At 61.9% G+C, this 13,582-nt stretch carries 11 protein-coding genes; 5 read left to right on the forward strand and 6 right to left on the reverse strand.

Features of this window, described 5'->3' with window-relative positions; translation table 11 throughout:
* The first annotated feature begins 53 nt into the window (after positions 1–53).
* Complete coding sequence (gene xerC, locus C9990_RS15450) at positions 54–968, forward strand: tyrosine recombinase XerC (protein ID WP_065905329.1); 915 nt, start codon at positions 54–56, stop codon at positions 966–968.
* A gap of 92 nt (positions 969–1,060) precedes the next feature.
* On the opposite strand, the gene C9990_RS15455 is transcribed toward xerC, so the two are convergent.
* Positions 1,061–1,918: an SDR family oxidoreductase gene (locus tag C9990_RS15455; protein WP_106805662.1), complete on the reverse strand. Its 858-nt coding sequence runs from the start codon at positions 1,916–1,918 to the stop codon at positions 1,061–1,063.
* 95 nt (positions 1,919–2,013) lie between these two features.
* On the reverse strand, positions 2,014–2,916 hold the full coding sequence (locus tag C9990_RS15460) for a LysR family transcriptional regulator (protein WP_065905327.1): 903 nt from the start codon (positions 2,914–2,916) through the stop codon (positions 2,014–2,016).
* A gap of 114 nt (positions 2,917–3,030) precedes the next feature.
* On the opposite strand from C9990_RS15460, the gene C9990_RS15465 reads away from it, so the two are divergent.
* A complete protein-coding gene (locus tag C9990_RS15465; protein ID WP_106803832.1) occupies positions 3,031–3,642 on the forward strand; it encodes a LysE family translocator in 612 nt (203 codons plus the stop codon).
* Here the strand turns inward: C9990_RS15465 and C9990_RS15470 are convergent.
* Entirely contained in the window at positions 3,639–4,523 is an 885-nt protein-coding gene (locus tag C9990_RS15470; protein WP_106803833.1) for a LysR family transcriptional regulator, read from the reverse strand. The two genes, C9990_RS15465 and C9990_RS15470, sit on opposite strands and share 4 nt — an antisense overlap.
* Before the next feature lie 732 nt (positions 4,524–5,255).
* On the opposite strand from C9990_RS15470, the gene C9990_RS15475 reads away from it, so the two are divergent.
* Positions 5,256–6,464, forward strand: a complete 1,209-nt coding sequence (locus C9990_RS15475) for a methyl-accepting chemotaxis protein (protein WP_371920700.1) — start codon at positions 5,256–5,258, stop codon at positions 6,462–6,464.
* Between the two features lie 4 nt (positions 6,465–6,468).
* Positions 6,469–8,487: a bifunctional diguanylate cyclase/phosphodiesterase gene (locus C9990_RS15480; RefSeq protein WP_106803835.1), complete on the forward strand. Its 2,019-nt coding sequence runs from the start codon at positions 6,469–6,471 to the stop codon at positions 8,485–8,487.
* Here C9990_RS15480 and C9990_RS15485 read toward each other — a convergent pair.
* Entirely contained in the window at positions 8,411–9,631 is a 1,221-nt protein-coding gene (locus tag C9990_RS15485; RefSeq protein ID WP_106803836.1) for a multidrug effflux MFS transporter, read from the reverse strand. The genes C9990_RS15480 and C9990_RS15485 overlap by 77 nt on opposite strands.
* A 132-nt stretch (positions 9,632–9,763) precedes the next feature.
* Here C9990_RS15485 and C9990_RS15490 point away from each other — a divergent pair, with 132 nt between their 5' ends.
* Positions 9,764–10,660, forward strand: coding sequence for a LysR family transcriptional regulator (locus C9990_RS15490; protein ID WP_106803837.1), 897 nt, complete (start codon positions 9,764–9,766; stop codon positions 10,658–10,660).
* On the opposite strand, the gene C9990_RS15495 is transcribed toward C9990_RS15490, so the two are convergent.
* Complete coding sequence (locus C9990_RS15495) at positions 10,637–11,833, reverse strand: iron-containing alcohol dehydrogenase (RefSeq protein WP_106803838.1); 1,197 nt, start codon at positions 11,831–11,833, stop codon at positions 10,637–10,639. The genes C9990_RS15490 and C9990_RS15495 overlap by 24 nt on opposite strands.
* Before the next feature lie 19 nt (positions 11,834–11,852).
* Positions 11,853–13,337, reverse strand: coding sequence for an APC family permease (locus C9990_RS15500; protein WP_371920654.1), 1,485 nt, complete (start codon positions 13,335–13,337; stop codon positions 11,853–11,855).
* Positions 13,338–13,582 lie beyond the last annotated feature (245 nt).

Here is a 13,582-nt window from a genome sequence, read left to right on the forward strand (position 1 = left end):
CCTCGATTAAACAATGGCTTGTTCGAGGTATTTAATCCAAAGGCTGATCTACCTTGACTGAGTCTATCCGCAACCCGCTGACCCTTTACCTCACCCGCCTGGCGCCCTCCAGCCAACTGACCATGCGCTACGTGCTGCAGGACGCCGCCGACCGCCTGGGCTTCGAGGACATCAACCTCGAAGACATCGACTGGCACCTGCTGCAGCCTGAACACGTGATCGCCCTGGTCGCCGCCTTGCGCGAGGACGGCTACGCGCCCAACACCTCATCGTTGTATGTGAACGCCGTGCGCGGGGTGATGAACGAGGCGTGGCGCCTGAGCCTGATCAGCCAGGAACACCTGCTGCGCATGCGCACGGTCAAGGCCGCGCCCGGTACCCGCCTGGGACAGGGGCGCAACCTGCGACGCACGCTGATCCGCGAAATGATGGAAGTCTGCGCCGCCGACCCACGCCCACAGGGCCTGCGGGACGCGGCGGTGATCGGCATCCTGTACGGCTCGGGCATGCGCAAGTCGGAGTCGGTCAACCTTGACCTGGCGCAGATCAATTTTGCAGAGCGCAGCCTGCGGGTGATCGGCAAGGGCAACAAGGAGCTGGTCAAGTATGCGCCGGACTGGGCCTTTGCCAAGTTGCAGGCCTGGCTGGCGTTTCGGCGCGAGCAGCTCAAGGAAGGTGAGCAGGACGACAGCTTCCTGTTCAATCGCATCCGTCGCGGCAGCCATATCACCCGCGAACGCATCACAAAACACGCGATTTACTACATTGCCCGCCAGCGCGGCGAGCAGGTGGGCGTGAAGATCATGCCCCACGACTTCCGGCGCTCGTTCATCACGCGGGTGATCGAGGAACATGATCTGTCGATCGCACAGAAGCTCGCGCACCACACCAATATCCAGACCACCGCCAGCTATGACGTACGTGACGACAATGAGCGGCGGCGGGCGGTGGATCGGTTCGATCTGTAGAGCGTTTTTTGTGGGAGCCGGACTTGCCCGCGATGCAGGCGCCTCGGTCTTCCTGGGAAGCCGAGAGGCCGACACCGCCGGTAAGCCAGTCGCTACAGGATGGGTTTGCCGCCGGTGACGGCATAGCGGGAGCCGGAGATGTAGCTGGCTTCGTCCGAGGCCAGCAGCACATAGATCGGTGCCACTTCCACCGGCTGGCCAGGGCGGCCCATCGGGGTTTCGCTGCCGAAGCTCTGGACGTCTTTGTCAGGCATGGTTGCCACGATCAGCGGCGTCCAGATCGGCCCAGGTGCCACGCTGTTTACCCGAATGCCCTTGCTGCCGAGCAATTGCGCCAGGCCGCCGGTGAAGTTGGCAATCGCGCCCTTGGTCGCGGCATAGGCCAGCAGGGTCGGCTTGGGCATGTCGGAATTCACCGAGCTGGTGTTGATGATCGAGCTGCCGGCCTGCATATGCGGCAGTGCGGCCTTGCAGATACGAAACATCGCGGTGATGTTGATATCGAAGGTCTTCACCCATTCCTCATCCTCGATCTCTTCGAGGGTTTCATGGGTCATCTGGAACGCCGCGTTATTCACCAGCACGTCAATGCGGCCGAACTGTTCGACCGTCTTGTCGACCAATGCCTGGCAGTTGGCTTTCTGCGCGATATCACCGGGCAGCAGCAGGCACTGGCGGCCCGCTTCTTCAACCCAGCGTGCGGTTTCCTTGGCGTCCTCGTGTTCGTCCAGGTAGGCAATGGCAACATCGGCACCTTCGCGGGCAAACGCGATGGCCACCGCGCGACCGATGCCGCTGTCGGCACCGGTGATCAGGGCGATCTTGTTGGCCAGTCGGCCGGAGCCCTTGTAGCTCTTCTCGCCACAATCGGGATAAGGCTCCATTTTCTTCTGGGTGCCGGGCACGGCTTGGGCTTGAGGGGCGAAGGGTGGGCGTGGATAGTCAGTCATTTCAATCTCCATAGCGCATCAAGGGTGCTATGGGGTTAGTAGTTTTGGCGACGGCGATAGTTGTAATGGATGCCTGGCGGGCCCGACGAATGGTCTCAACCCGTGGCAGGTAAAAACACCAGGCCCGGCAGGTCGATGGCCGGGATATGTCCGCTGAGCGCATCGCGCAACGCCTGCACTTGTTGGGTGTGGCGAGTCTCTTTCGGCCACACCAGGTAGTAGCCATCACCGGAGGCGACAGCCTTGCCGTACGGCAAGCCGATCAACCCGTCGCGGACATCGTCGGCCACCAGGTGCAGGTCGCCGATGGAGACACCGTGGCCGCGCATGGCCGCCGAGATGGCCTGGTCGAGCGTGTCGAAGACCTTGCCGCGATCCAGGTTGATCCGGGCTTCCAGCGGCAGGGCCGCCAGCCAGCGGCGCCAGTCGCGACGGTCGGGAGTGGGATGGATCAGTTCGGCGTGCGGCAGTTCGACGTCGATCTTGCCCGGCGCGCAGATGGGGATCAGCCATTCATCAAACAGCTTGTACGCCTGCACATCGGCACCGAAATGGCCGTTACCGAGCAAAATCGCGCAGTCGTAGGGCTCGGCGTAGAAGTCCACGCTGTCGAAATCCATCCAGACACTGGCCAGTTGCACGGTCAGCTCGGCCTTGAGAAGGTCCAGCGTGTGCAGCAGCCAGCGCATGGTCAGCGTGGAGGGCGCCTTAAGGCGCAAGTTGCCGGTGCCGGCACGAAACGGTGCACAGGCTTGTTCGATGATGCGAAAACCAACCTTGAGTTCCTGCGCCAGCCGCTCACCGGCAGCGGTCAGTTGCAGCCTGGGCCCGTGCCGCTCGAACAGCCGGCAGTCAAGGATGCCTTCGAGGGTCTTGATATGGCGACTGATCGCACTTTGAGTCAACGACAGCTCTTGCGCCGCGCGGGTAAACGAAGAAGAGCGTGCCGCGATTTCAAAGGCGCGCAGGGCATACAGTGGCGGGATGCGTTCGGCCATGGCGATTATTCATTGTGATAAATACTCATAGTAGGTCACAGGCTTTTGCGTTTTTCAACGCGTGCCTGATGCCTCACGCTGCCAGCCCCTGAACCCCACAAGGCGGCGTGCACCATGGACACTTCATTACTGCTGGTCTACCTGCTCAGCGTCTTCATGCTGATCGCCACCCCGGGCCCGGTGGTGGCGCTGGTCATCACGAACAGCCAGCAGGTCGGCACCCGACATGCGTTGTGGACGGCTGTGGGGACCAACCTCGCGTCGCTGACCCTGGCAGTACTGGCAGTGCTGATTCTGGCGGGCAGCCTGTCGGTCAGCCCGGCACTGTTGAACGGCATCAGTGTTATCGGCTGCCTGTTTATCCTCTACCTGGGCATCCAGGGCCTGCGTAGCCCTGCTGGTCAAGCGCCTGCGGCTGGCCGTCGCGGTGGCACTGTCGGCACCGGCTTCCTGGTGGGTATCTCCAACCCCAAGGACATCATTTTCTTCGTGGCGTTTTTCCCGCAGTTCATCCAGGTAGCCGACTCGTTCAGCCGCAGTGTGACGCTGTTGACCCTGGCGTGGGTGGTCATCGACTTCCTGGTGCTGGCGTTCTACATCGCCATTGCCCGCAGGCCGTTTGCGCTGAAGTACCGCGACGGCATCAACCGGGTGGCCAGCCTGGTATTGCTTGCGGTGGCAACAGTGGGGATCCTGCATGCAGCTGCCGTCCTGCGCAGCCACTAACGCAGGCGGCAGATTGCGGCCTTGTCGATCATGTGGTTGAGCACTGCCAGGGCAGCCTTCGACAAGGATTTCTCATTCGGGTAGACCGCGTAGAAGCCTTCGGTGGGCAGGTAGTACTCCGGCAGTACGTGCACCAGCTCTTTCTGTTCGAACTGGGTCATCACGTTGTTCAACAGCGCAATGCCCAGGCCCTGGTGCGCGGCATTGATCAGGCCGAGCATGGAGTCGGAAGAAAACCGGCCACGCACCGGCAGGCTGTAGGTCTGGTCCTGGCGCTTGAGGGTCAGCAGGTTTTCATGGGTCTTGCCCAGGTACTGCAGGTGTTCATGCCCGGCCAGGTCGTTGAGGGTCTGCGGTGTGCCTTGTCGCGCCAGATAGTGCGCACTGGCATATAAGCCCAATGTCACGTCGCGCAACTTGTGCGTGACATAACTGCTTTTTTTCGGCTTGCCCACGCGCAACAGCAGGTCGATACCGTCTTCGGTCAAGTTAGGTTCAATATCGGAGACGATCAGTTCAAGTTCGATGTCCGGGTACTTGTCCAGGAAGACTTGAAGGAAGTTGGTTTCCGAATATTCAAAGAAACTCGTCGACACGTGCACGCGGACGGTGCCGCGCGGTTCGCCATCCATGTGTTTAATCGATTCAATGGTGGCGTTAAGCGCATCAATGTTGGCGCTGCTCTGTTGATAAAGAACATCACCCGCCGGCGTGCAGCGCAGCGCGCGGGTCGACCGGAACAACAGCGGCGTGCCCATGGCCTGCTCCAGGCTTGCAAGGCGTCGGCCCAAGGTGTTGGCGGGGATGTCGAGCCTCTTGCTGGCCAGCGACAGGCTTCCGCTGCGGACGATTTGAACGAAGATAGCGACATCATCCAGCATAATTAACCTTGGCGCCCCTGCGGACCGAATTAATAATAAACACACCCAGTACGCTATAGCGGAATGGGGGAGGGTGATATATAAAACAGCGCTGTTTTGAGCGGCGCGATCTTACCGGTAGTGCTGCGGATAATAAATAACCAAATATGGATTTCACTCCTCCATATTTGGATTTATCGCAGTTTGTTTATTCTTCTTTCAGCCAATGCTATTGTTTGATGGCACTTTGACTCAAGTTTCGGCGTGCGCCTGATAACTGCGCGAGTCGTGCACCCATTAGATTAATTCCTGCACAAATCACTATCGCATGTCTGCGAGGGTGAGGCGTTTCTGCGCCGTGGGCACACTGAAACAAAGAGGCTGTTGGCTATGTCGCGTGGATTTGCATTGGAGCACCTGACCGTCCCCCGGAAACTGGGGTTGGGGTTTGGCCTGTTATTGGCGTTGGCGGTGCTGCTCGCGTTGACTGGGCTGTATGGCCTGCGCAGTGATGGGCAATCGCTCAAGCGCATCAATCGCCTCGGCAATCTGTTCGATCAGACCGTGTTCGCGCGCGATGCCAACTTTACCTACGCCTTGACCACGGACACAGCCCAACTCGCGCGCCGCGATGCGAGCCTGGAGAAGATGCAGAAAATGCTGGCGAGCATCGTCAGCGATGTCCACGACGGTGACTGGCCCCAGGAAGACCTCGGCAGGATCCGTCGCCTGGATGAGAAGCTGCACGCATACATGACCGCCCAAGGCCAGGTAGAAACCGGGGTGAATGTCGGGCCAACAGTCCTCAAGTTGAACGCCGCGCTGGCGGCGCTGCAAGGCGAGATCAATGAGCTGTACGACGCAGAAGCCGTACGGGCCAAGCGCAGTGTCGAGGCGGTGGTGATTGTGCTGGGGTCGATCACCTTGCTCGCGCTGGTGTTCGGTGGATTGCTGGCCTGGCGCATCGGGCACCAGATCGTCGTACCGCTGCGACAGACCCTCGAAGCTGCCGAGCGTATTGCCAATGGCGACCTTACCGTCGAACTGCACAGCGAGCGCGCCGACGAACTGGGCCAGATGCTCCGTTCGATCAACCACATGAGCCACCGCCTGCGTGATGTGATTTCGCAGATCGGCACCAGCTCGCACCGGCTGGCGGCGTCCTCCAGCCAGTTCGCGGCGATTACCTTGCAGACCCGCGCGGGTATCGAGAGCCAGAAAAGCGAGACCGACCGAGTCGCGACGGCCATGACCGAAATGACCGCGACTGTGCTCGAAGTGGCCCGCAACTCGGAGTCCGCCGCGCACGCGGCGAAGGCCGCAGACACCCAGGCCAGCAGTGCGCTCGGGGTGTCACAGCAAGCGGTGCAGCAAATCGAAACGCTGGCACGCGACGTGGGCCTGTCGGCGGAATCGATGACGCGCCTGCATCAGGAAAGCGAACGCATCGGTGGTGTGCTGGATGTGATCAAGACCGTCGCCGGGCAAACCAATCTGCTGGCGCTCAATGCGGCCATCGAAGCCGCCAGGGCCGGGGAGGCGGGCCGCGGCTTTGCGGTGGTGGCGGATGAAGTGCGCAGCCTGGCCCAGCGTACGCAGCAGTCATCGGAGGAAATTGAAAGCCTGATTGCCGGGCTGCAGCGTATCGCCGCAGAAAGCTCGCGAATGATGCAGGCCAGCGTGGTGCAAACCCAGTCGACTGTCACTGGCGTGCGTGACACTGGCGCAGCACTGGCGACGATTACCGAGCAAGTGGCGGGAATCCAGCAGATGAGCCTGCTGATCGCGACCGCCGCGCAAGCGCAGAACACCGTGGCCGACAGCATCAACCGCAGCGTGACGACCGTGCGTGAAGTGGCCGACCAGTCGGCCCAGGCGAGCGCCGAGATGGCCGACTCGAGCGCCGACCTGGCGCAGCTGGGGGGCGACCTGCAGCGATTGGTCCAGCGGTTCCAGGTCTAACCCCATGAGCAAGACGCTGGAACCCCACGGCTGGCTATTACCCGACGATGCCCCCTTGCGCCGCAGGGGCCTGCGTTCGCTGGCACTGCTCGGCCGGGTCTCGCTCAGTTTTGTGCTGATTCATCTGCTGGTGACGGTGCTGTTCACCGTCAGCGGTTATCGCTTCAAGGTGGCCGCTGACGAGGCGTTGCTGGGCACGCGCCTCAATGCAATTGTGCAAGCCTTGCCGGTGGTTATCGGTGATGACTACCTGCGTGAGTTACTCGCGCAGGGACCGTTCGATGCACCGCGCTACGAGGCCATGCTGCAACGCCTGGACAGCTACGCGAAAAAAGCCGGGGTCGATTCGATCTATGTGCTCACCCAGCGCCAGGGCCACACCTTGTTCGTGATGGATTCAGCCAGTGCCGAGGACATCGACAGCGGCCGCTACGGCGAGCACCTGAGTGCTTACGCAAGCGCACCGCCGCAGCTGGCCCAGGTGTTTGCTGAGCGGCGCAGCGCGGTGGTCGACTATCACGATCAATTCGGCGATTTCCGCTCATTGTTCATGCCTGTCACCGGTCCTGAGGGCATCCAACTGGTGCTTGGCGCCGATGTGAGCCTTGCGGACGTCGAGGCTGAACGTCGTGGCTGCCTGGTGTTATTCCTGGGCATTGGGCTGGTGACCTTCCTGCTGGGCTTGCTGGTGATTGCCAATCGAGAGCTACGGATCTCGCAACTGGCGTTCGAAGACCCGTTGACCGGGTTGCCCAACCGCACGCGCTTTATCATGAACGTCAACCAGGTGATCGAGGCCGGTGACCGGCCACTGGCAGGGCTGACGGTGGCGATCTTCGACATCTGCGACGTCAAGCGCATCAACGCGCTGTACGGTTATGCCGATGGCAACGTGTTGCTGCAAGGCGTGGCCAGGCGTTTATCGGCGGTGCTGAACGCCGGCGAGTTGCTGGCGCGATTGCCCTCCGACGGTTTCGCCTTGCTGCTGCGCTGCGATGAAGAGATCTGCCTGGCGCGCCTGGCCCGCACACTCGATCAACCCTTCAGGCTCGGCGGGCAGCACTCGGTGATGGTCAAGGCGCGCCTCGGGCTGGCCCGCTACCCCGTACACGGGCGCTGCGTGCAGGACTTGCTGTGTTATGCCGAAGTTGCACTGGATGCGGCGCGCAGCCAGGCCGTCAGCCATGTGTTCTACGACCCGGAACTGGAACAGCGGCGCCAGCAGCAGATGGCGTTGCTGGATGATTTCGACCTGGCCATCGAGGCCGGGCAAATGCGCGTGTTCCTGCAACCCAAGGCCAGCCTGCAGGACCGGCGTATCGTCGCGGCCGAAGCACTGGTGCGCTGGCAGCACCCGCGGCTGGGCCTGATTGCGCCGGGGGTGTTCCTGCCGATCATCGAGCACAACGGGCGCATCTGCGCGCTGAGCCTGTGGTTGTTGCAAGAATGCATGCAGTTGAGCCGCACGTCCGAGATCCGTATCAGTGTGAATTTAAGCGTACAGGACCTGGAGTCGGCGACATTCCCTGCCCAGGTCGAGGCGCTGCTCAAGCACACCGGCGCCAACCCGGCACTGCTGTGCCTGGAAATCACCGAGTCGAGTGCCATGCACAAGCCCGAGCAGGCCTTGGCGGCGCTGCGTGCATTGCGCCAGCTGGGTTTTTCGTTGTCGATCGACGACTTTGGCACCGGCCATTCGTCCCTGGCCTACCTGTCTCGCCTGCCGGTGGATGAGCTGAAAATCGACCGTTCGTTCATCACCCACCTGCACCAACCCGAGCAGCAGGCCATCGTCAGGGCGATTATTCAGCTGGGCCTGATCATGAACCTGCGACTCGTCGCGGAAGGTGTCGAAGACCCGCAGGCCTGCGCCTTATTGGCGGCGTTTGGTTGTCATGAAATCCAGGGTTACCTGATTGCCAAGCCGATGCCCGCGCCGCTGTTTTTCAATTGGCTGGCGGCGTGTGCGGCACGCTGGACGCCAGATGCGGTGGCAGGCGTTGCAAGGTCCACAGTGTCGTGAGCAGCGCCGCGACCGCGCACAGTGCGATGCCGATCAACATCGGCGCCGGCGTGTGGTCGGCGAACACGCCGACCAGGGTCATCGACACGGCGGCGGTTACCATCTGGATGGCGCCCAGCAGTGCCGACGCCGAACCCGCCACCGCGCCGTGGTCTTCCAGCGACAACACGCCGGCCGCTGGCAACAACAGGCCGAGAAAGCCGAAGCCGATAAACAGCAGCGTCATCATCAGGGCGAGGTTGTCGCTCCACAGGGTAGTCACAGCGAGCAGGATCATCACCGCCGCGACGCTGACCACGGACCAGCGAATCAACGGCGCCAGGCCGAAGCGCGCACTGAGGCGTGCGGTGAGCTGGCTCATGGCAAAAAACGACGCAGCGTTGAGGGCAAAGCACAGGCTGAACTGGGTCGGGGTCAGGCCGAAATACTCGATGTACACGAACGGCGCGCTGCCGATAAACACAAAGAATGTCGCCAGGCCAAACCCGCAGACCACCGACAAACCGGTGAAGACCGGGTCGTGGAGGAGGGCGCCGTAACTGCCGAACGCGCTGCCCAGGGTCTTGCCCAGACGCCGCTCGGCGGGGTGGGTTTCCGGCAGTTGTACGACGGTCATCACCAGGCAGAGCACAGCCACCACAGCGAGCACGACAAACACTTCACGCCAGCTCCACAACGAAATCACCAGGCTGCCGGCCAGCGGCGCAAGGATCGGCGAGACGCTCATTACCAGCATCAGCAAGGCCATCAGGCGCGCGGCTTCGTGGCCGGTGTACAAGTCGCGCACGATGGCCCGCGGGATCACCATCCCGGCACACGCCCCGAACGCCTGCACCGCGCGAAAGCCAATCAGCACTTCAATGCTCGGGGCCAGCGCGCAACCGATGCTGCCCACGGCAAAGATCACCAGGCCGGCATAGATCGGCAGCTTGCGCCCGAACACATCGCTGATCGGGCCGTAGAACAGTTGGCACACGCCGACGATGATGAAGAACACCGTCAGGCTCATCTGCACCGCTGCCGGCGACGCCTGCAGGCTGGCGCCGAGGGTCGGCAGGGCCGGCAGGTAGATGTCGATGGCGAAAGGTCCGACGGCGGTGATCAACCCGAGCAGGAGGGCGAGGTGGGCAATACTTCGAGACATGGAATATCCGGGGTAGGCGTGCAAAAGAGCGTCAGCTTAAGTTTCGTACCGCTGGCACACAAGCAAGATTGACGCTGGCGAAGTGCTCGCGTTGAATGAGCCCCTTCATCAGCCTGCACTCAGGGAATTGCTGTGCTCAGAAATGTCACGGACATGGATCTGCGCCTGCTGCGCATTTTTGCCGTAGTGGTCAGGTGCGGCGGGTTCACAGCGGCCCAGGCTGAGCTGAACATGAGCCAATCGAACATCAGCACGCATATCTCCGGCCTGGAAAAACGCCTCGGTTATCGCATTTGCGAGCGTGGCAAAGGGGGCTTTCGCCTGACCGAAAAAGGCCAGCGCATTCTCAAGGCGTCCTCGGCGCTGTTTGGGGCGGTGGATGCGTTTCGTGATGAGGCCCAGGATTTGGCCGGGCGCCTGGTCGGCGATTTATACCTGGGCCTGGCGGACAACATTGCGACCTTGCCCACGGCTCGTATCGACGCGGCGATTGCGCGGTTCTATGCGCGAGAGCACGACATGCACCTGCACATCTTCGTGAACTCGCCGACGGAGCTGGAACTGGCGGTGATCGATGGGCAACTGGACATGGCCATCTCGTATTTCAGCCGGCCATTGCCGACCCTGGACTACCAGCCGCTCTACAGCGAGGCGATTGGCATTTTCTGTGGCCGCACGCACCCGCTGTTCGGCGTCGATTCGCCGAGCGTGGACCAACTGCAAGCCTGTGACTGGATCAAGCATGGCTTTCTACCCGCCGACCAAGTCCTACCGGTCGTGCCCACGCGCGCGTCGGCCACGGCATACCACATGGAAGCGGTGGCCCACGGCGTCCTCGCCGGGACACACCTGGGTTATCTGCCGGCGCATTACGCGGCGCCCTGGATCGCCAGTGGCCATATGCGTGCGCTGCACCCCGACACCCTGCATTACGCGGTGCAACACAGCATGATCACGCATATCGGCCACCCGCGAAGTGAAGCGGTGCGCGCGTTTATCGAGGATTTACGCGTCGAGCACGAGTGCTAATTCGCCATGCACCGCGTTGCGGAAGATCTGGCTGTATTCATCGGCGCTCAAGGGACGGGCATTGGTGTCGGAGGACGAAATATCGGCCACCGCCTGCTCACCGACCCACGGCGCGGCGTCTGCCTCCAGGCCGATCTCGCCGAGTGAATGGGGAATGCCCAGCTGCCTGCGTAGCTGCAGTATCCAGCGCAGGAAACCGTCGAAATCCGCTTGGGGCAGTTCCAGGTAGCGCGCCAGGCGGGCGATGTCATCACTGATCACCGCCCGGTTGGCCACCATTACATAAGGCAGCAGGATCGCATTCAACAACCCATGGTGGCGGTGGTACCGCGCACCCAGCGGATGGGCGAGGGCGTGGACACCGCCGAGGCCTTTCTGGAATGCCACCGCGGCCATGGCGGACGCGACCAACATGCCTTCGCGCGCCACCATGTCCTGGCCATCCGCGCAGGCGGCGGCCAGGTGCTGCTGAATCAGGCGCACGCCCTCGACGGCGACCCCGGCCGACATCGGGTGATACAGCGGTGAGCAGAACGCTTCAATGTGGTGGGTGAGGGCGTCCATGCCTGTCGCGGCAGTGAGCGCCGGTGGCAGCCCACGGGTGAGGATCGGGTCGAGAATCACCGTGGCGGGCAACAGCTCCGGGTGGCTGATCACCTGTTTGATGTTGTGTTCGCTGAGGGTCAGCACCGCTTCCCGGCCCAGTTCCGAACCGGTGCCGGCGGTGGTCGGCAAGGCAATCAGCTTCGGCAACTCCAGGCGCGGAAAGTCCGCCAGGCTTGGGTAGCGCTCGATCACCTGGGACCACTCGAAGCGTTCGAGACCATGCCGATCGACAGCCTCGAGGCTGATGCCTTTGGCCGCGTCCATGGCACTGCCGCCGCCGAGGGCGATCAACGAATCATGGCCGCCAGCCTGGAAGGCGCTGACGCCGCGTGCGACATCGTCCAGCGTGGGGTTGCTGTGAATGTCACTGAACACGGCGAAGGGAATATCCGCTTCGATCAGGTGCGCCTTGAGTAAGGCCAGGGGTTCCAGGGCGAGCATGCCCGGGTCGGTCACCAGCATAGGTTTGCGCATTTCGAGCAAATTGCAGCGTTGCGCGAGGACCGCCAGCGCGTCGGGCCCGCAGAAGATTTCGGTGGGGTAATTCCAATAGTGAAGGGCTGACATCTGAAACTCCGTGTCCAGTTTATTGAGCGCGCAATTGCGCGGTGACGCCGCGTTGATACGGCTTGGCCCAGAACAGGTAGATCAACCCGAGCACGGCCAGTACCGAGAACACCAGGACCACCGCCCATACCTGGAACCACGGCGCGTCTGGCGGTGCCAACGCCACCCGCGGCCAGGCCACGTTGATGCTTTCGAATATCAGCCAGGCAAAGGCCGCGACGTTGACCGGCAGGCCCCAGCGCCCAAGGCTGAAGGTGCCGGGCTCGGGTTTCCAGTGGCCGTTAAGGCGAGCGAGCAGGGCGCAGGTCACCACGATCAGGAAGACAAAGAAGAACCCGCCACTGCCGAACGCGATCAAGGTGCCCACGGCGGTTGCGTTCAATCCCAGGGCCAAACCGAAGCTGGCGAACAGCGTGCTGAAGACCATCGCGGCGAACGGAACCTTGCGTTTATCCACCCGCCGCAGCAGCGCAGACGCCGGCAGGATTTCGTCGCGGGCCATGCCAAACACGGCGCGACCGATATAGGTCTGGACCGAGACGACGCAGGCAATGAACGCCACCAATACGATCGCCACGAAGGGACGCTCAGCCCAGGCGCCGAACGCATCGACCACGGCGGGCGTGACCGGATCGATCACCTGGCCGGAGACCATGGCGGCAGTGTCGGTATAGGACAGCGTCACGGCGAATGCGGTAAGCATCACGGTCAGGCCGACCAGAATCATCGAGCGCAGGATCGCGCGGGGCGTCGAGGTGCGGGCGTCGGCGGTTTCTTCGGAGACTTGCGAGCACGCATCAAAGCCCAGAAACGCCCAGCCGCCGACCGCCATGGCGGTGAGGAAACCCGAGAAGTAGGTCCCGTCACTGGTCGACGTCGCGCTCAGGCCTTCCAGCAGTATCGAAAACGAATGGTTACGGAAAAACAGCAGCAACAGCACACCAATACCAATCGAGGCGATGGCTTCCGCAACGATTCCTGCGTTGACGAAATACTTCAGCGGGTTGATCCCGAACAGGTTCACCCCCAGCCCCAGCAGTAACAGCACTGCGCCGCTGAACACCTGGGCATTCGCCGCCGGCGGTTCACCAGTGACGAACAGCCACAGCCAAAATCCGCCCAGATACGCCACGGTGGTCAAGGAAGCCAGGGCGGAGGCGAGGTACATGAACCCGGTAAACCAGGCCAGGCGTTCGCCAGCCAGGCGCTTGACCCACTGATAGCAGCCACCGGCCAACGGGTACTGCGAGGCAAGCTCGGCGTAAACCAACGCCACCAACAACTGCAGGGCGAGGCACAACGGCACGATCCACACCCAGGAAGGGCCGGCATTCATGGCGCCCAGCGACATCACCGAATAGATACCCACCACGGGGGAGACCGTGGCGAAACCGACCGAAAACGACGACCACAGCGACAGGCCGCGATGCAGTTGCTGGTCATAACCCTGGCTGTGCAGCAGGCGCTCATCGGCGTTTTGCCGGTCAGACAAATGAGAGGACATAGGTATTCCTTGGGTCGGCAGACACATTATTTTTAGGATCGCCCTTGTGTTCAGGGCGTACCGACGACGCATCCTCCATCACGGGGAGGAGTGAGGAGAGCTTAAGAGAGGCAAACATTTGGGAAAATCCATATGTTTGTAGGCTGGCATCTGGATTTTTTGATGTTTGCGCGGTGCGGGGGGATTGCAGCCAAGCTTGTGATTGTTTCGTAACTATATGATTTAACTCAACTAAATAGTCATTT

Source organism: Pseudomonas sp. S5D5 (assembly GCF_003013355.1).
Taxonomy (GTDB): Bacteria; Pseudomonadota; Gammaproteobacteria; order Pseudomonadales; family Pseudomonadaceae; genus Aquipseudomonas; species Aquipseudomonas aylmerensis.

What these genes read in the sequence shown, in the direction of transcription:
- C9990_RS15455 (WP_106805662.1), bottom strand. Translation starts at nt 1,918, where the DNA reads ATGACTGACTATCCACGCCCACCCTTCGCCCCTCAAGCCCAAGCCGTG.
- C9990_RS15460 (WP_065905327.1), bottom strand. Translation starts at nt 2,916, where the DNA reads ATGGCCGAACGCATCCCGCCACTGTATGCCCTGCGCGCCTTTGAAATC.
- C9990_RS15465 (WP_106803832.1), top strand. Translation starts at nt 3,031, where the DNA reads ATGGACACTTCATTACTGCTGGTCTACCTGCTCAGCGTCTTCATGCTG.
- C9990_RS15470 (WP_106803833.1), bottom strand. Translation starts at nt 4,523, where the DNA reads ATGCTGGATGATGTCGCTATCTTCGTTCAAATCGTCCGCAGCGGAAGC.
- C9990_RS15475 (WP_371920700.1), top strand. Translation starts at nt 5,256, where the DNA reads ATGACCGCCCAAGGCCAGGTAGAAACCGGGGTGAATGTCGGGCCAACA.
- C9990_RS15480 (WP_106803835.1), top strand. Translation starts at nt 6,469, where the DNA reads ATGAGCAAGACGCTGGAACCCCACGGCTGGCTATTACCCGACGATGCC.
- C9990_RS15485 (WP_106803836.1), bottom strand. Translation starts at nt 9,631, where the DNA reads ATGTCTCGAAGTATTGCCCACCTCGCCCTCCTGCTCGGGTTGATCACC.
- C9990_RS15495 (WP_106803838.1), bottom strand. Translation starts at nt 11,833, where the DNA reads ATGTCAGCCCTTCACTATTGGAATTACCCCACCGAAATCTTCTGCGGG.
- C9990_RS15500 (WP_371920654.1), bottom strand. Translation starts at nt 13,337, where the DNA reads ATGTCCTCTCATTTGTCTGACCGGCAAAACGCCGATGAGCGCCTGCTG.